At 41.0% G+C, this 16,640-nt stretch carries 14 protein-coding genes and 1 pseudogene; 7 read left to right on the forward strand and 8 right to left on the reverse strand.

Annotated elements, in window-relative coordinates:
- On the reverse strand, positions 1 to 363 hold a 363-nt coding region (locus E0H94_RS06370), incomplete at its 3' end, for a 3-oxoacid CoA-transferase subunit A (RefSeq protein ID WP_131325643.1).
- Between the two features lie 291 nt (positions 364 to 654).
- Here E0H94_RS06370 and pcaU point away from each other — a divergent pair.
- Positions 655 to 1,467: an IclR family transcriptional regulator PcaU gene (pcaU, locus tag E0H94_RS06375; RefSeq protein ID WP_171462055.1), complete on the forward strand. Its 813-nt coding sequence runs from the start codon at positions 655 to 657 to the stop codon at positions 1,465 to 1,467.
- A gap of 134 nt (positions 1,468 to 1,601) precedes the next feature.
- Here the strand turns inward: pcaU and E0H94_RS06380 are convergent, their stop codons facing one another.
- Both E0H94_RS06380 and E0H94_RS06385 read right to left on the reverse strand, forming a co-directional pair.
- Positions 1,602 to 2,924: a basic amino acid/polyamine antiporter gene (locus tag E0H94_RS06380; RefSeq protein WP_131325645.1), complete on the reverse strand. Its 1,323-nt coding sequence runs from the start codon at positions 2,922 to 2,924 to the stop codon at positions 1,602 to 1,604.
- 9 nt (positions 2,925 to 2,933) lie between these two features.
- Positions 2,934 to 3,812, reverse strand: a complete 879-nt coding sequence (locus tag E0H94_RS06385) for a homocysteine S-methyltransferase family protein (protein WP_131325646.1) — start codon at positions 3,810 to 3,812, stop codon at positions 2,934 to 2,936.
- 503 nt (positions 3,813 to 4,315) lie between these two features.
- Between E0H94_RS06385 and E0H94_RS06390 the strand changes: the two genes are divergently transcribed.
- The 5 genes from E0H94_RS06390 to E0H94_RS06410 all read left to right on the forward strand — a co-directional run bounded on the left by E0H94_RS06390 (position 4,316) and on the right by E0H94_RS06410 (position 8,474).
- Positions 4,316 to 5,260: an ABC transporter permease gene (locus E0H94_RS06390; RefSeq protein WP_131325647.1), complete on the forward strand. Its 945-nt coding sequence runs from the start codon at positions 4,316 to 4,318 to the stop codon at positions 5,258 to 5,260.
- Complete coding sequence (locus tag E0H94_RS06395) at positions 5,260 to 6,144, forward strand: ABC transporter ATP-binding protein (RefSeq protein ID WP_131325648.1); 885 nt, start codon at positions 5,260 to 5,262, stop codon at positions 6,142 to 6,144. The genes E0H94_RS06390 and E0H94_RS06395 overlap by 1 nt, the downstream gene beginning before the upstream one ends.
- Before the next feature lie 81 nt (positions 6,145 to 6,225).
- Positions 6,226 to 7,227: an isopenicillin N synthase family dioxygenase gene (locus E0H94_RS06400; RefSeq protein WP_131325649.1), complete on the forward strand. Its 1,002-nt coding sequence runs from the start codon at positions 6,226 to 6,228 to the stop codon at positions 7,225 to 7,227.
- A complete protein-coding gene (locus E0H94_RS06405) occupies positions 7,227 to 8,129 on the forward strand; it encodes a hypothetical protein (protein WP_131325842.1) in 903 nt (300 codons plus the stop codon). Before E0H94_RS06400 ends, E0H94_RS06405 begins: the two co-directional genes overlap by 1 nt.
- A 15-nt stretch (positions 8,130 to 8,144) precedes the next feature.
- Complete coding sequence (locus E0H94_RS06410; protein ID WP_131325843.1) at positions 8,145 to 8,474, forward strand: DMT family transporter; 330 nt, start codon at positions 8,145 to 8,147, stop codon at positions 8,472 to 8,474.
- A gap of 90 nt (positions 8,475 to 8,564) precedes the next feature.
- On the opposite strand, the gene E0H94_RS06415 is transcribed toward E0H94_RS06410, so the two are convergent.
- The 3 genes from E0H94_RS06415 to E0H94_RS18890 are packed head-to-tail and all read right to left on the reverse strand — an operon-like array spanning position 8,565 to position 10,175.
- On the reverse strand, positions 8,565 to 9,584 hold the full coding sequence (locus E0H94_RS06415; RefSeq protein ID WP_131325650.1) for an ABC transporter substrate-binding protein: 1,020 nt from the start codon (positions 9,582 to 9,584) through the stop codon (positions 8,565 to 8,567).
- Between the two features lie 18 nt (positions 9,585 to 9,602).
- Positions 9,603 to 10,040 carry a CopG family ribbon-helix-helix protein gene (locus E0H94_RS06420; protein ID WP_131325651.1) on the reverse strand — a complete coding sequence of 146 codons (438 nt, stop codon included), beginning with the start codon at positions 10,038 to 10,040 and terminating at the stop codon, positions 9,603 to 9,605.
- A 3-nt stretch (positions 10,041 to 10,043) separates the two neighbouring features.
- Entirely contained in the window at positions 10,044 to 10,175 is a 132-nt protein-coding gene (locus tag E0H94_RS18890; protein ID WP_264757547.1) for a hypothetical protein, read from the reverse strand.
- A gap of 255 nt (positions 10,176 to 10,430) precedes the next feature.
- Here E0H94_RS18890 and E0H94_RS06425 point away from each other — a divergent pair.
- Positions 10,431 to 12,326 (forward strand): annotated as a pseudogene (locus E0H94_RS06425) (AAA family ATPase).
- 52 nt (positions 12,327 to 12,378) lie between these two features.
- Here the strand turns inward: E0H94_RS06425 and uca are convergent.
- Entirely contained in the window at positions 12,379 to 15,984 is a 3,606-nt protein-coding gene (gene uca / locus E0H94_RS06435; protein ID WP_131325654.1) for an urea carboxylase, read from the reverse strand.
- A gap of 5 nt (positions 15,985 to 15,989) precedes the next feature.
- Positions 15,990 to 16,640 (reverse strand): urea amidolyase associated protein UAAP2, encoded by a 651-nt coding sequence (locus tag E0H94_RS06440; protein ID WP_131325655.1) that lies wholly within the window; start codon positions 16,638 to 16,640, stop codon positions 15,990 to 15,992.

Consider the following 16,640-nt stretch of genomic DNA (forward strand, 5'->3'; position numbering starts at 1 on the left):
GAAGACTGCGCCGAGTCCCATGCCTGCGGCTTGAATACGACAGGCCAAATTGCCTTGAGGCACCAGTTCCAGTTCGATTTTGCCTGCACGATAGAGTTCATCGAAGACCCAAGAGTCGGACTGACGTGGGAATGAGCAGATGACTTTTTTAACAGCGCCGGCTTTGAGTAGCTTTGCTAGACCATAGTCGCCATTGCCTGCGTTGTTGCTGACAATTGTGAGGTCTTTACGTCCAAGCTTGATCAGCCCGTCAATGAGTTCAGCGGGTTGGCCTGCTGTACCAAAACCACCGATCATGATGGTTGAGCCGTCTTGTATCTGGGAGAGCGCTTCCGTTAAGGTCGCTGCACTTTTATCTATCATTAGATAACTCCATTGTGCATCATGCAAAATTTGAAAAGGCACGGAAACCTAACTTATACTGGAGAGCAATTCAGCTAAAACAATATTCCCTAGTCTTTTAGTTCGATTTCCTTATAGGTTCATTTTTTATCATTTCTTAGCTCTGGACTAGATAGCCACAGGTGCTTTTGTTCGATGATCGAACTTTTTTACTTATTATCGAACAAAACCTGATTTTTTCAGTCAGATTTCACGCTATAGTAAATATATAACCACAATACGTATCAGGAAAGTATCTAAATGGATGAGGAATTGCAAAAAACTGAAAGATGGCTTGAAAATAAAGACAATAAAAAAATCATTCGACATGAAGATTTTGTGGCAGGCATCAGTAAAGGTATGGCAATTTTGGATTGTTTTGGCGCTGACCGTCATCGTTTAAATATTTCAATAGCTGCTGAACGGACTGGGATGACCCGCGCGGCAGCACGGCGCCACTTACTCACCCTTGAGTATTTGGGCTATTTAGAGTCAGATGGTCATTATTTTTATTTAACCCCTAAAATTTTAAAATTCTCAGGTGCTTATCTCGGTGGTGCACAACTTCCTAAAATATCTCAGCCCCTATTGAATCTACTCACCAACCAAACTTCTTTGATCTTTTCTGTGATGGTACTGGATGGATATGAAGCGATTACCATTGCACGTAGCGCTGCACATCAACAAACAGATCGTGTTAACCCTTATGGTTTACACTTAGGAAATCGTTTACCTGCACATGCAACATCCGCAGGGAAAATTTTATTGGCCCATCTGGAACCGGATGAGCAACGTGAATGGCTGGAAAAATATCCACTACAACGTTTAACCAAATACACCCATACCGACAATGCAACATTTTTAAACTTGCTGCATGAAATCAAAGAACAAGACTGGTGCTATTCTTGTGAAGAACATGAGTTAGGTGTCCACGCACTCGCTGTACCGATTTATCAACAACGATCTAAAGTGATTGCCGCACTGAATATTGTGTCCCCGACTACCCGCACCACTAAGGAATATTTGATTCAGCACATTTTGCCGTTACTACAAGAAACGGCGCGTGAGTTGCGCAATATTTTATAAGAAGCCTAAATAAACAATCTAAAGCTACACACACTTGATCTGCTGCTTTAATCACAGAGCATGTGTTGATTCTTTTTTAGGACTTAGCAAAATAAAAAACCGCTCTTTTATAGCGGTTTTTTATTTTATAAGCTTTAGTCAAACACCACTTTTTTATGCGTGAAGCGACTATAGAAAAATACAAGTAACCCCAATAAATATAGGCAACCCGACAACAATAATAATGATACGCCTGCCGCATAAAGTAACCATGCTGCATAGATGACTGCGACTGCGGCAATCCAAATATGCTTACTACGTTTATGCCTCACAGATTCTTTTAAATAGAATGCAGAAACCAAAAAGTATGGCAGTAAAATCATTACAGATGAAATCAGCAACAACTGCGTATAGTTTTTATCAAAGAAGCAGACTGCAATCAGAGAAATTTGCACCACAATAGACGTCAGCCAAAGCGAAGCAATCGGTACGCCATTCTGATTGGTTTTTAAAAAGATAGAAGGAAAAGCTTTATTTTTTGCAGCTAAAAATGGAATTTCCGTTGCAAATAAAGTCCAACTTAAATAAGAAGAACTGACCGAAATAATCAAACCCAGCGTAATAATAATGGTACCAGGCAGCCCAATCAATTGCTCCAATATGGTTGCCATAGAAGGGTTATGCATATTGGCAATTTCAGCTCGCCCTGTTACACCATAAGCCAGTACAGTCACCATGACATAGAAACTTAATGCCAGCAGCACACCCAAAACAGTTGCACGGCCAATATCTTGTCTATTCTTGGCGCGGGACGATAAAACTACAGCGCCCTCAATACCCGTAAATACCCATAAGGTAATGAGCATCAAATTACGTACTTGTTCCCAAACAGGCAACTGTAAAGAAAAGTCGATAAAGTTGAGTTTGAATAAATCAAGCTGGAAGGCAACAAAGCCGCAGGCAATAAAAATCACTAAAGGGACAATCTTGGCAATCGTCGCAATAAGATTCACCAATGCTGCTTCTTTAATCCCCTGACTCACCAACCAATGTACAATCCAGACAAAGATTGATGAACCAATCAATGCATACAGGGTATTGCCTTCACCAAAATACACATGCTCTGGGCTATCCGTAAATAAGCCCACACCAGAAAAGGCAATCACCACATATCCAACAATGCCTATGGTGGTACAGAGCCAATAGCCCCATGCAGAACAAAAGCCAATTAATTCACCAAAACCTTCTCGGGCATAATTATAAATGCCACCATCCAAGTCAGGTCTTTGCCGTGTTAAAAAAAGCAGTGCAAAGGCAAGAAACAGAATTCCTACGCCTGTAATAAGCCAAGCAATTAACAAGGCTTGACCATTTGCCACTGCAGCCATGTTTTGTGGCAGACTAAATACTCCAGAACCCACCATGGAACTAAACACTAAGGCGGTTAAGGAAAGTAAGCCAATTTTAGCTGTAGACATAAGGAAATCTTACTGTTTAAAAAATTGAGAAAGTTCTGCAATATGCTCAGGACCAATACCACAACAGCCCCCAATTAAGGTTGCTCCCGCAGCTTGCCATTGCTGTGCAAAGCTTAAATATAATTCAGGATTTAAATCGGCACGGATTTCATCTAAACCATCGTTAGCGGTTGCTTCACTTTTCTGTGGCGGAAATGCGTTGGCATAAGCCCCAATTTGTACTGTTTCTGGTAGTAATTTTTTAATTTGGATAATGGCTTGTAATACCACTTCTGGTTGGCAGCAGTTAAACAATATTGCGTTGGCACCAAGACGTTGTATCAACTCAGCCACTTGTTCAAGGCTTTCCCCAGAACGCAATAAGGGTTGTTCTAACTGAATTTCATCTTGTAAGGTAAATGACACCCAAAAATCTCGCCCATCTTTAGGTAATAATGCATGTACGGTTTCGACTTCTTTGAGGCAAGATTGTGTCTCTGCCAACCAAAAATCGACATGTGGTGACAAAGTTTCAATAATTGGTGTTGCAAGGGTTTTAGCTTCTGCTTCTTTAAATAAATCCGCACGGTATGAACCAAATAACGGAGGCAAACAACCTGCAATGCGAACCTCTTTCCCACTCTCTTCAACTGCTTTTTTCGCCTGAGTTACAGCGACATTCACCAAGCTTGTCACTTCATTTTCAAAGCGTTGTTCGCCAATATGAAATGGAACCACCGCATAATTATTGGTGGTAATAACTTCTGCACCCGCCTGAATAAAGTCTAAATGCACCTGTTTTACAATGTCTGGGGCTTCTGTTAAAGCCAGTGCAGACCATTCAGGTTGTCTAAAAGGTGCGCCTCTACGTGCAAGTTCACGACCAAAACCGCCATCTAAGATTTTCATAAAGTTAAGTTATATTAAATAAAACGGCTGATTATAGAGAAACTCTTAAAAGATTTAATGCTTGAATCCTCCAAACAATATCTTTATTTCAGCTAATGAAAATTCATTTTTCTAATAACTCATGCTGATATAGCGTTGTTTGAACAATAATGTTGAATTTCAAAAAAGCGTTTTTTACATATGCTCCGTTATTACGCACTCTTCTCTCAGCCAGAGGGATAACAAATAATAGAGGAATGCATACGGTGTTATCTTTGATTAACCCTATACAAATTGTCGTCAGCATATTCAACAAATAGATAATGCACTATCCCCCAATCACGAATGATTCCGCGCTATCCCATTAAAAATTTTATTGATTCAATATGCTGAAAATGCAGCTCAACGCAGAGTCATCTTGTTTTGATCGAATCATGCCTCCTGTGCTTAATCTCTAATTGGCATTTATTTTGCTTATCAGTAATACGGTTTTAAAAATTCGTAATACTAGGCGGACAAGCGATATGGGATATGTTGCAAATGAACTCAACCAAAAAAATAAGCTGATTCTGGGCTTTTGCTCATTTCTTATTCCAATTTTGATTTGGTGTGCAGTCAGTTATCTACCGTTTATTTGGCATCCTCAAGTCCAAATTACCGACTCTGGCAGCGTGCCTTATTTGCAAGTCGACAGTCGGGTGGATAAAGCGCTGTTCTATAATGAAGCACAAAATGCAGTCAATCATGGCGATGCGCCACCTGAAGGCAAATTAGTCAACCCGATTTATTTACCTGCACCCGATGAAGTTGCAACGGCGCTCATCACTGCATTTACGACGGCACCTGTACAACCCGATGCTCCGTGGTTTCATCAAAGCCTCTGGCATAGTATTAAACTGGTTTTTACCGCATTTTTCTTGTCTTCCCTGATTGGTATTCCCTTAGGGATTTTGTGTGGTTTCTCACTCAAGATTTCAAAACTGACCGAACCTTTTGTCGAGTTCTTCCGTTATTTACCTGCCCCTGCATTCGGTGCACTTGCGGTTGCCATCTTGGGTATTAATGATGCGCCGAAAGTCGCGATTATTGTGATCGGAACGCTGTTTCAACAAATTTTAATTATTGCTAATACCACACGTATGGTCGACCGTGGACTGATAGAAGCAGGTTATACCCTTGGTACCAACAAAATGAAAAGTCTGTTTCATGTGGTGATTCCCGCTGCCCTGCCAGATATTTACCGAGATTTACGCGTGCTCTTGGGCTGGGCATGGACCTATTTAATTGTGTCTGAATTGATTGGTACGACCTCAGGCATCACATGGTTTATAACCCAACAAGCACGCTATCAAAACTTTGACAATGTCTATGCTGCTATTTTGATTATTGGGGTCATTGGACTGGTCTGTGATGTCATTTTAATGAAATTGGGCGAACGACTGTTCACATGGAAAGCAGGAGCAAAATAATGAATACAACGACAAATGATGGTGCAAAACAGTATTTTGAACAAATCTATCAACGCCCTGTAATTCTGGAGGCAAAAAAGCTCACGCAAGTGTTTCAGCATGGTAAGACCCAACGCACCGTCTTGAATCAACTGGATTTAAAAATTCATAAGCGTGAATTTATTTGTGTGATTGGTCCCTCGGGTTGTGGCAAATCCACTTTTAGCCGTGTCGTCGCGGGACTTGACCCGTATCACAGTGGAGAACTCCTCGTCGATGGTCAGCCGATTACAGGCCCTAGCCCAGAACGTGGTATGGTCTTTCAAGGTTACACCCTATTTCCATGGAAAACTGTCAAAGAAAATGTGATGTTCGGTCCGCTCATGAAAGGCGCAAGCCATGCCTCTGCAGAAGCGCATGCACGTGAATGGATCAATATTATTGGCTTAGAAAAATATGAAAACCAATACCCACATCAACTGTCGGGTGGTATGAAACAACGCGTCGCGATTGCCCGCGCCTTGGTCAATCAACCGAAAATTTTACTGATGGATGAACCTTTTGGGGCGCTCGATCCACATACACGTCAGAAAATGCAAAAGCATCTCATGGATTTATGGCAGAACATCGACATCACTATTGTTTTTGTCACGCATGATATGGATGAAGCCATTTTACTGGCAGATCGAATTGTCGCGCTAAAAGCTAATCCAGGGGAAATTAAAGAAATTATTGAGGTGGATTTACCGCGACCACGCAATGCGGAACTGATGCTTACGCCCGAATTTAAACGCTTACGCGAGCATGTCGATGCCTTGGTTCATGCGCAAGAAGAAGAACTAGATCCTGCTTTAGAGGAGCTACCAAAAATTCCACGTATGACACAAGTCAGTACACACAAATAAGACGCTCATAAATAATCATAACCTTTGGGACGACCCAAAGCGTTGAACAAGACGTTGGACGACCAACTTTTGGTGATGATCATGCAAAACGATTATGTATTACCACTGGTAGAAATTTCAAAACTCAACAGCCCACATTTGGAAGAGCGTTTATCTGTTGCGCAGGCACTCGATCAAGCCTGTAAAGAGGTCGGCTTTCTATATTTAAAAGGTGAGCAATTCCAACCCGAACTATTCCAAAATTTATGTCGGATCAGTGAGCAATATTTTGCTCGTGATGAGCCAAGTAAAATGCAGCACTACATTGGTTTTTCCGAAAATCATAGCGGCTATGTTCCCATTGGAGAGGAACAATTTGTCAAAAATGTCTATGACCTGAAAGAGTCCTATGATGTGAATTATGACTATTTGGGGACACAACAACGGCGCCCTTTAGTGGGACCGACCCAGTGGCCTGAAGATGCAGAATTTAAACAGCATGTATCTCAGTATTATCAACATCTAAAAGATATTGGTCAGCAATTGTTCAAGTGTTTTGCTTTAGCCCTAGGCTTGAAGGAAAACTATTTTGATGCACATATTGCCCATGCACCGAGTCAACTGCGACTGATTCATTATCCGTTCAATCCGCAGGCACAAGACCAAGAAGGTATGGGAGCACATACCGATTATGAATGTTTTACCTTACTCCTTCCGACCGCTCCCGGTCTACAAGTGCTGAATAAACAAGGGGAATGGATCGATATTCCCTTACTCGAAAACACACTGGTAATGAACATTGGGGACATGATGGAAATTCTGTCCAATGGGCGTTATTTGGCCACCAAACATCGAGTCAAAAAAGTTCAGCAAGAGCGCTACTCATTCCCGCTGTTTTTCTCTTGCGATTATGACTATGTAATTCAGCCAGTGATTGAGACAGATCAACCGAAATATGCCCCTTTAAGTGGCGGAGAACACTTGTTTAACCAAACAGCTCAAACCTTTCATTATTTAAAAGAAAAAGTCGCATCTGGCGAAATTGTACTCAACAATGCCCGCCCTTTGTATTCCTTCGGTCTGAATGAGCATAAGGAAAAATGATGAATTTAATCGATTTATGTACAGATTTATCAACAAAACTCTTACCAACAGATATAAGCACTGTAGAGCTGCCTTTGGAATTGCTCGGTGCTTTCCGACGCAAAAGCATTAGTTTTTTTAATGGCCAAACGGATGAGAAAACCATCGTCTATTGGTTTCAATCTCAATCTTTTACCATTGATTTAAGACTGAAAGATCTTGAGCTTACTCCAGTATTACAACGTCAGGGTTGGCTTGGACAAACCTTGTGGAATAAACAACAGCAAGTCTTATCTTGGCAAGTCGATTCAAATTCCAATTACCAAAATCACATTCAATGGCCAGAACCTGCAACCGTCCATTGTATTGGCAACTGTATTTTGGAATTCTCTCCGAGCAATGCCTATGTGGAGGATTGGCGTCAACAAGCCAGTCAAGGGCTTTACCTTGGATTACGTTTAGAAAAAGCAGTTCATCTTGAATCGAATACTCCAGTTCAACTGGATGCAGGCTTAATTATTTGTGGTGACTTGGTGGCTTATGCACAGTCTCGACTGCCACAAAATCAGCAGGCTATTCAACCATTTAATGACCTAGTACAAGCACATCAAGCAGGTGTTGATTTAGAGCACATCAATCAATTTGAAGTTTCCGTGGGTTCGTTATCTTCTGGTATTCAATACTCTACCCAAAACCATCGCTTGCAGCAGCCCTTTTCACTCCAAGGCTTCGAATACATTGGTGAAAATCAGCTTAAGCAAGTCAAAGAAATTGAAGGTGAAACCTATGCCTTATATTTCAAGGTCGACATCTATCAACCCCTTTATCAATTCCAAACGCAAACCTCTACAACAGCAGCCAGTCAAACTTGGCTCACACAAGAAGCTGAGCATCTGTTACATCATGCTCAAGCAACCTATTAAGCAGGTGATTTCTTGATTGCATTCATTTACTTAAGCATAGCGATTATTGCTGAAGTGATTGCCACTTCAGCATTGAAAGCCTCACAAGGTTTTAGTGTTCTTGTCCCTTCTTCAATTACAGTCGTGGGCTATGCGATTGCCTTGTATTTTCTGTCTTTAACTTTAAAAACCATTCCTATGGGCATCGCTTATGCCATTTGGTCGGGTGCGGGCATTATTTTAATTTCATTGGTGGGATGGTTTGGCTTTAAGCAGCAATTGGACGTACCTGCACTAATTGGTTTGGCGCTAATGATTTCAGGAATTCTGGTCATTAATATCTTTTCACAAAGCACCCATCTTTAATATAAAAATAGCATGACCGGAACATCGTCATGCTATACCACCAAACCCAAAAGCCCAGAATATTTCTGGGCTTTTTCTCGTATAAATGGCTTATTTCAATCCTTCGATTAATGCAGGATAAATTAAACCATCGACATTCATTTCAGTTTTATAAATACCATTACTGACATTAAATTTATTCACATGATAAGTCGAACCATAAATGGAATCGAAGCCTGAACCTTTGGTAAACACTTTCTTGTTTGCGGCTAAATCCAGTAAATGTGTTCCACCAATAAATTGTTCATATTGCTGAGGATCTACGCCAACACGATTCGACATAATCTTGACTGCATCTGCATGGGTTGCAGGGTCATTAATATATTTCACGGTTTTATCCCAAACCTGAATTAATTTCGACCACTGTTCTTTGTTGGCAGCCAAATGGCTCATATTCACGGTCAGCGTGTCATAAATCAGACCCGGTTTATCTTTTGAAGTATAAATAATTTTAGACCCAGCAACCGATTTTAATGCCTGATTGGCAACGGGTTGCCATACTGCAATCGCATCTACAGCATTACTCGCAAAAACTTGCGGCAATTCATTGGTCATTGAATTGACCAGTTTCACATCCGACAATGGAATTTTGGCATCATCCAAAGCCGTGGATAATAATAGATGATCCACCAGCCCTTTTTCAGTCGCAATCGATTTCCCTTTTAAATCTGCAATGCTATTTATGCCCTCTTTGGCAATAATCACGTCATTCCCTGCGGAATAATCGGTTGCCATAATCATGATGCCTTTGGTTCCCCCCGATGCTGTAACCAAATTATCGCCATTGGTCACCAAAACCGCATCTAACTGGTTCGCTGCAAATGCCGAAAGTGATGCTGAATAATCAAACCATTTAAATTCGACATTTAAACCCGCCTCTTTTAACCAGCCTTTTTCAATCGCAACTTGCCATGCTACAAAACCCGGCCAGTCACTATAACCAATGGTCATTGCCTGTGTTGCTGCTGTTTCAGTCTTGTTTTCCGCTTCTGGTACTTTGGCGGTATTGTCACAACCCGAAAGTAAAATACCCGCAACCACTGACATTGATAACACTGCTTTTTTCATCATTTTCAGATTCCCCTTAGATTATTCAATATTTTGTGGAATCGGTGGCATCACCGCATCCATGAGTTCAAGGTGTCCGTTAATGACCCCTTTCAGAGTAATAAATTGTTGGCTCATTAACTTTAATTCGGTACTTTTGCCCTGCATCAGCATCACTTCCATAATTTTTTGCTCATCCAGTTGAATATGCAGCGAGCTAATCACTTGTTCTAAATATTGCTGTTGTAGATCCATTAACTGCACCCGCAATGGCATAGAACTAGCGTCATACAGCAAGGTCAATGTACCGACCATGACCGAATTTTGCCGCTCTTCTTCTGCAATTAAGTGCTTGTGAATCATGTCTACAATGGCTTGCGAGCGGCTTTCATAGCATTGATCAACAATTTTCTGATCCAGTGCGCTTAAAGTACTCTCAGGTACCGTGACACTGATTCGGGCAAGTTTAGGTTTAGCCACAATTTACTTCCGCAATGATTCAGGATGATGAGGGTCTTGCTTGACATAAAAGCCCGCGCGAATGCTAATCAGCTCAAGTAAAAACTGCTTAAAAAGCTGTGCCTTTTTCTTATCTTTTTGATGTAGCTTTTGCATCCGCGGCTCCTCTTTGGTATTACCAAATTCGAATTTTGTATTACTCGAATAAAAGCAGAAAGCGTGCCAATTTGATGGAGGATATTTACGGTTTTAAGGACTGAAAAAGCTTATTCTTTGTGCAGAAAATTTAATCTTGTGCTAATTCAGGGCAAGACAAAGCATTAGACATAATTTGAGATTTCTTTGATTAGATTCAACTTTCCATTTTTATGTAATATCATGTGCTTATAAAAAACTTACGTATATTTAAAGATGAACAACAAACTCTATTATTGGGCTGAAAATTTAGAAAACTATAGTGCTTACAATGAAGAAGACTATGACCAAGTTATAGAAATAAAACGATTGAATTTTTTTATTGGTAAGAATAATGCAGGAAAGAGTCGGTTTTTAAGGTCTACTTTTACATCCAACACTAAATTCCACGATATTAACTTTATATCGTTAAATGAAGAAATAACCAAACTAAAAGAGGCTGTTACTGAAGTTCACCCTGGAAATATAGGATTTCAAAATCAATATGGAGGTAACACCAGAGAAGAATTATTAAAACTAATTGAAGAACTCATAACCCCCCAAAAAACTCCATCACCACTTAATTTCAAAAAATTAATAGATGTAAACATACCTAAAATCCGAACATTTTATGATATCCATAATAGAGAAAAATTTAATTTAATCTTAGAAGACTATCATTTAAATTCTTGCAAGTTTTATGATAAATACTCTTTTGAAGGAAAATTTTATGTCCCTATCCTGCGAGGAATGCGTCCAGTTTCCGAAATTGAAAATAAGCAACCCTACATTGAACGTGCACAGAAAGACTATTTTCAGGATCAAGCAAAATACAATTCATCTAATATTATTACAGGTGAGTCCCTTTATCATGAATTGAAAATTCATTTACTTGGTGAACCTGAACAACGTGAAATTATTAAAAATTATGAGGCAAAACTGAGTCAATATTTCTTTGATAATGAAACTGTTACACTCATACCAAAGCATGACCAAGATATTGTCAATATCAAAATTGGTATAGAAAATCAGTTCCCTATTTCACAACTTGGAGATGGATTACAACAAGCAATTATTTTGACCTATGAAGCTTTTATAAAAAGACAAGATGCGGAAGGTAATGAACAAATTCATGCATTTTTTATTGAAGAGCCTGAATTACACATGCATGCAGGTATGGTTCGTCAGCTTATGAATTTCTACTTAAATGAAACCAGTCACTACTATTTCTTTACGACTCATTCCAATCATCTATTAGATATGGCTGATGAATCCGATAAAGTTATCATCCAAAAGTTTGTCAAAGAGCTAAATCTATCTGATCCATCTAAGTTTGATTTTAAAATTTATCGTTGTGACCGTGATCGAGACCTACTTGCTTCTTTAGGGGTTAAACCCTCTTCTGTTTATTTAGCTAATTGCACAATTTGGGTCGAGGGCATTACTGACCGTCTCTATATCACTAAGTATATGGAGAAGTATCTAAGTGAACTAAAAACATCCAATGAAAAGTTATATAAGAAATACCGCCGCTTTATGCCAAATTATCACTATACCTTTGTGGAATATGCTGGCAGTAATCTAGTGCATTGGTCTTTTAGTGATAATTATGTAGATCATCTAGATGACAAAGGTTTAAGTGCAAAAGCAGTTGCAAGTGAAATGCTTTTGATCGCTGATGGTGACATCTATACAAAAACCGAACGTGTAAAAGCACTATAAACTGAATTAAATAAAGAGAACTATTTCATTCTAAAATGTAAAGAAACTGAAAATACATTACCTAAAGATTCTATTATTCGCGTAGCAAAATCTAAATTTTCTCGTATGAAAGAATCCACAACTCAAAGCTATGATATTGCGCTCATTGATCAAATTTCAGAGGAAAATTATTTTGACCATGCAGAGGATGGCATTGGCAAGTTGATTGATGCACAAATCAAAAAGCCAAAATCTACATCTTCCAAAACTGCATTTGCTGATGGTATTGGTGTTGGAACTATTAAATACAAGTTAGATTTTTGCCGAGAAATTATTAAAGATTTTGATGAAAACCCTGATTGGCAACCCACTCCTAAAGCGACTGAGCTTTGCGAACGAATTTTCAAGCATATAGAAAAATGTAATCGCTAAAACTATTGAGCACCCTAACCCCTCTCCTAAAAGAAAGGTTAGGGAAATGAATCTAAGCCACAGGCGCCAATGTAAACAACACTTGCCCCGTTTTCACAGTTTGCCCTTTTTCAATGGTAATGGCTTCAACTTTCATGCGTTCAGGTGCCAAAATTGGAATCTCAATTTTCATGGCTTCTATCACCGCCAAAGTCGCTCCTTCTTCAACCACATCACCCATCTGACATTCAATTTTCCAAATCGAACCGGGCATGTGCGATTCCACGGCACAACCACCATCTGGAATTAACACGGCTTCACCATCATCCACCGTATCTAAGCTTTCAGACACATATTCTGCCAAGCCAGCTTCATGCCAACGACGGCGCTCGGCTTCAAAATTACTTTGTTGGATATGCTTGAATGCCTGAATGGTTTCAGCATTGTCCTGCAAGAATTGGTTATAGTCTTTTAGGTTCAATACACCATCTTCTACGCGAAGGTTTAAACGTCCTGCTTTAAAATCTTCACGCATCTGCATCAATTCCGCTTCAGACACTTCATAGAATTTAATCTGGTCGAAAAAGCGCAGCAACCACGGTTTACCCTCTTCAAAATTGGCATTCTTACGGTATCGACTCCACATTTGCGTGGTTCGTCCCACAAACTGATAACCGCCCGGGCCTTCCATACCATACACGCACATATAAGCACCGCCAATGCCCACGGCATTTTCAGGTGTCCACGTCCGCGCAGGGTTATATTTGGTAGTGACTAAACGTTGCCGCGGGTCTAAAGGTGTTGCCACTGGTGCGCCCAAATACACATCGCCAAGCCCCATCACCAAATAACTGGCGTTATAGACCACATCTTTCACCGCCTGTTTCGAGTCTAAACCATTAATACGGCGAATGAACTCAATGTTATCTGGGCACCACGGTGCATCGGCACGCACGATTTGGCTATAACGTTCCGTTGCCAATTGGGTTTGCGAATCTTCCCAAGCCAAAGGCAAATACACTGTCCGCGATGGCACCTGCATTTCGGCAATATTGGGCAATTGTTCTTCTGCCACTTCAAGCAACCGCAATAAGTCAGTTTGATCCAATACCAAACAATCATAATGAATTTGTAGCGAGCGAATGCCCGGAGTTAAATCAATAATACCCTTGATATTTTGCTCTTTCATCCATTGCATTAAGGCATGAATACGGAAACGTAGATTCAAATCCAACACCAACTCACCATATTCCACCAACAGGTAATGATTCCCCGCAGGACGATAGACCACATCAGGGCGAATACTATCCCCCTTGACCATATCCAAAACTACATGGTTTAAAGTGATCGGCTCGGGTTGTACTGCTTGCTCATAGTGAATGCTTTCAGGTGATGCTGCATCCAGCATGGCTTGATAGCCTTGATTGAGCTGCTTGGCTTGATGATAGCTCACAGGAATAAATTTGACTTTATCCCCTGCTTTTAGTTGTCCCAACTTCCACAATTCAGAGTGAATCACCACTGCTGGACAGACAAACCCGCCTAGGCTCGGACCATCTGGTCCTAAAATAATCGGCATATCGCCTGTGAAATCAATCGCCCCAATTGCATACGCATTGTCGTGAATATTGGATGGATGTAAGCCCGCCTCACCACCATCTTCACGTGCCCATTTAGGTTTTGGTCCAATCAGACGAATGCCTGTTCGGCTTGAGTTAAAATGAATTTCAAACTCATGCTCAAAGAAAGTTTCAATATCCTGATTGGTGAAAAAGTCAGGTGCACCATGTGGCCCATACATCACCGCAATTTCCCAATTCGAATTAAATGCAGGAATTTGCTGCTGATTTAAAGCGTTCGCAGGCTGATCAGTAAATGCTGTGATCGGCAACATATCACCGACCAATAAGTTACGCCCTGCATGACCACCAAATTGACCTAAGGTAAATGTGGCTTGAGAACCTAAATATTCAGGAACTTTAAAGCCACCTTTGACCCCAATATAACTGCGGCAACCTGTGCTGATTTTGCCACATTTTAATATTTGTCCTTTCTTCACATTCACGGTTTGCCACATTGGAATACTTACGCCATCCAGTGTGCTTGGCATCTCACCGCCTGTGAGGACAATTTGACTGTCGCAATGAAATTTTAAACTCGGACCTTGCAGCGTGCATTCCAAACCCGCAGTATTCTTCTCATTCCCCAACAGTTGATTGGCAACATTCAAAGAAAATGGATCAATTGCCCCTGATGGCGGGACTCCCACATCCCAATACCCCAAGCGCCCTGTAACGTCCTGAATCGAAGTTTGGATACCAGCTTGCAGTACCTCAATTTTTTGAGTTTTCCAAGTGAAACTGTTTAAGAACCGTGTGGTTTGCGTGCCTGCTTGGAACACCTCTCCCGCCACAATATTCTGTAAATATTCTAAATTGGTTTCAATTCCTACCACTTGGGTATTGGCTAAACTGGCTGTCATGGCTTGCATCGCGGCATCACGATCTGTAGCAGTCACAATAATTTTGGCAATCATTGGATCATAATAGGAAGATACATTTGAGCCTGTTTCCACCCAAGTTTCGACCCGACAATGTGGATCAAATTCAACTTCAGTTAAAAGTCCTGCACTCGGCTGAAAGTTTTTAATCGGGTCTTCGGCATATAAGCGCACTTGAATGGAATGCCCTTTAGACTGTAAAGCCGTAGTCGGTGCAACCCAGTCGCCACTGGCTAAAGTCACCATCCACTCTACCAAGTCCACAGCATAAACCTGTTCAGTCACGCCATGTTCCACTTGTAAACGGGTATTCACTTCCAAAAAGTAAAACTCTTGGGTATCGGTATCCATCACAAATTCAACTGTACCCGCAGAACGGTATTGCACCGATTGCATCAGTTGAATAGCGACTTGTTGCAGATAATCACGTTGTTCATCCGACAAATGTGGTGCAGGTGTTTCTTCAATCACTTTCTGGTTACGGCGTTGTACCGAACAATCGCGTTCGCCCAATGCCAAGACCTGACCGTTGCCATCGCCAAAGATTTGCACTTCAATATGACGGGCATTTTGCACAAATTTTTCTAAATATAAGCCTGCATCTTTAAAGTTGGCTTGTGCAAAATAAGATACTGTTTGATACGCATCTTTAAGTTCTTCGGCATTCCAAACCAAACGCATGCCTATACCACCACCACCAGCGGTACTTTTCAGCATCACAGGATAACCAATCTTTTCTGCTTCTACCAAAGCCTCGGCTTCATCTGCCAACAGACCACTACCCGGCAAAAGTGGCACTTGGCTCTGAATTGCCAATTCACGCGCGGTATGCTTTAAACCAAAATTACGCATTTGTGCAGAAGTCGGACCAATAAAGGCGATTCCTGCGGCTTCACATAGGTCACAGAACTCGGCATTTTCCGATAAAAAACCATAACCCGGGTGAATCGCTTCGGCCCCTGTTTGCTGTGCAACTTGTAAGATTTTTTCGATATTTAAATAGCTTTGACTGGCAGGTGCAGCGCCAATACACACGGCTTCATCCGCCATGGTCACATGTAAAGAATCACGGTCAGCTTCGGAATACACAGCAACCGACTGAATCCCCAATTTTTTCAGGGTACGGATCACTCGACAAGCAATCGCGCCACGATTCGCAATTAATACTTTATTAAACATGCTACTTACTCCGCTGCTTCACGAACAATCAGTTGGATTGGCGTTGGGTTATAGGCATTACACGGATTATTCAATTGCGGGCAATTCGAAATCAGCACAATCAAATCCATCTGTGCTTGAACTTCCACGTATTTTCCTGCGGCTGAAATGCCATCCTCAAATTTCAAATGACCCTCTGGGGTGACGGGCACATTCATAAAGAAATTAATATTGGGACCAATATGGCGCACATTTAGACCATGTTTTAACGCGACAGGATGTTTGGCCAAGGCATACATAAAATTATTGCGGCAGCTGTGCATAGGGTAAGTGTCATGGGCATAACGCACGGTATTACTTTCACAAGAACATGCACCACCCAAAGTGTCATGTCGACCACAGTTATCATCGTGGATGATCGCCATTGGGCGTGCCAAGTTACTGTATAAGGTGGTGCCTTTTTCTAAATAAATCTGGCGATTCATGGCCAAAGTGTCGGTTGCGCTATAACGTTCTTCTGGATTTTCAGCACTGATAAATAAAGTATCGACTGCCTGATTGCCTTCTAAATCGACAATGCGGAAATATTGCCCTTTTTGGACTTCGCACATCCATGCTTCCCCCGCAGGACACACTTCACTTAACACTGTTTTTTCAAAGTTTTGTAATACTGTCAT

This window comes from Acinetobacter sp. ANC 4173 (assembly GCF_004331255.1).
In the GTDB taxonomy this organism is placed as follows: Bacteria; Pseudomonadota; Gammaproteobacteria; order Pseudomonadales; family Moraxellaceae; genus Acinetobacter.

Bases quoted from the DNA above. Each gene is read 5' to 3' on its own strand.
- E0H94_RS06380 (WP_131325645.1), bottom strand. From the start codon at position 2,924: ATGTCTACAGCTAAAATTGGCTTACTTTCCTTAACCGCCTTAGTGTTT.
- E0H94_RS06385 (WP_131325646.1), bottom strand. From the start codon at position 3,812: ATGAAAATCTTAGATGGCGGTTTTGGTCGTGAACTTGCACGTAGAGGC.
- E0H94_RS06390 (WP_131325647.1), top strand. From the start codon at position 4,316: ATGGGATATGTTGCAAATGAACTCAACCAAAAAAATAAGCTGATTCTG.
- E0H94_RS06395 (WP_131325648.1), top strand. From the start codon at position 5,260: ATGAATACAACGACAAATGATGGTGCAAAACAGTATTTTGAACAAATC.
- E0H94_RS06400 (WP_131325649.1), top strand. From the start codon at position 6,226: ATGCAAAACGATTATGTATTACCACTGGTAGAAATTTCAAAACTCAAC.
- E0H94_RS06405 (WP_131325842.1), top strand. From the start codon at position 7,227: ATGAATTTAATCGATTTATGTACAGATTTATCAACAAAACTCTTACCA.
- E0H94_RS06415 (WP_131325650.1), bottom strand. From the start codon at position 9,584: ATGATGAAAAAAGCAGTGTTATCAATGTCAGTGGTTGCGGGTATTTTA.
- E0H94_RS18890 (WP_264757547.1), bottom strand. From the start codon at position 10,175: ATGCAAAAGCTACATCAAAAAGATAAGAAAAAGGCACAGCTTTTTAAG.
- uca (WP_131325654.1), bottom strand. From the start codon at position 15,984: ATGTTTAATAAAGTATTAATTGCGAATCGTGGCGCGATTGCTTGTCGA.
- E0H94_RS06440 (WP_131325655.1), bottom strand. From the start codon at position 16,640: ATGACAGTATTACAAAACTTTGAAAAAACAGTGTTAAGTGAAGTGTGT.